General features: G+C 71.3%; 1 protein-coding gene. It reads left to right on the top strand.

Translation table 11 applies throughout. The annotated features are described in order from the left end of the window. The coding region (locus KBI5_RS15680; RefSeq protein ID WP_241882943.1) for a condensation domain-containing protein at window positions 1–1,272 on the top strand (1,272 nt) is incomplete at both ends.

Genomic DNA, 1,272 nt, shown 5'->3' with positions numbered 1-1,272 from the left:
CAACGGCAAGCTGGACCGGGACGCGCTGCCGGCTCCCGACTTCGCGGGCCTGGCCGGTGGCCGGGAGCCCCGGACGCCCGTCGAGGAGGCGCTGTGCGCGCTGTTCGCCGAGCTGCTGCACCTGGAGTACGTCGGGGCCGACGACAGCTTCTTCGACCTCGGCGGCGACTCGATCATGTCGATGCAGCTGGTGGCCCGGGCCCGCCGTGCGGGCATGGTGATCACGCCCAGGCAGGTGTTCGAGGACAAGACGCCCGCCCGCCTCGCGCTGGTGGCGGAGAGCAGGCCCGCCGGACCGGCGGTCGACGACCTGGCCGTCGGTGAGGTCCCGTTGATCCCGGTGATGCGTTGGGTGGCCGAGCGGACCGGGCTGCGCCGGTTCTCCCAGTCGGTGCTGACGATCGTGCCGGCTGGGCTGGGCGAGGGCCGGTTGGTCACGGCGGTCCAGGCTCTGGTGGACCGGCACGACGCGCTGCGGGCGCGGCTGGTGTGCCCCGGCCCGGACGTCGCCTCGTGGCGGCTGGACATTCCGCCGCCTGGTCTGGACGTCTCCTCGTCGGTGCACCGGGTGGACGCCGCCGGTCTGACCGGGCCCGAGCTGACCTCGCTGGTGGCCGCGGTGGGCCGGTCGGCGGCGCGGCGGCTCGATCCGGAGGCCGGGGTGATGCTGCAGGTGGTGTGGCTGGATCGGGGGGTGGGGGTTTCCGGGCGGCTGTTGCTGGTTGTTCATCATCTGGTGGTGGACGGGGTGTCCTGGCGGATTCTGTTGCCGGATTTGGCGGCGGCTTATGCGGCTTGTGTGGCTGGTGGTGGGGTGGAGTTGGAGCCGGTGGGGACGGCGTTTCGTCGTTGGGCTCTGCTGGCTCGGGCTCAGGCGCAGGATCCGGTTCGGGTGGCGGAACTGCCTGTGTGGCAGCGGATTCTTACCCGTGATGACGTCCTGTTGGGTGACCGGCCGCTTGATCCGGCCCGTGATGTGGCGTCGAGTATGCGGCAGCTGTCGTTTTCGGTGTCCCTGGAGGTGACGGCGGCGCTGCTGACAACCGTACCCGCGGTGTTCCACGCCGGGATCGACGACGTGCTGCTGACAGGTCTGTCGCTGGCGGTGACCGAATGGCGCGGGGTGCCAGGCCCGGTGCTGGTGGATGTGGAGGGGCACGGGCGCGAGCCGCTGGCCGATGACGTGGATCTGTCGCGTACGGTCGGCTGGTTCACCAGCGTGCATCCCGTCCGGCTGGACCCGGGTCGGGTGGACTTCGCCGAGGTACGGGC

Source organism: Frankia sp. KB5, assembly GCF_002099325.1.
GTDB classification, from domain to species: Bacteria; Actinomycetota; Actinomycetes; order Frankiales; family Frankiaceae; genus Frankia; species Frankia casuarinae.
This window is presented reverse-complemented; position numbering and strand designations above follow the sequence as displayed.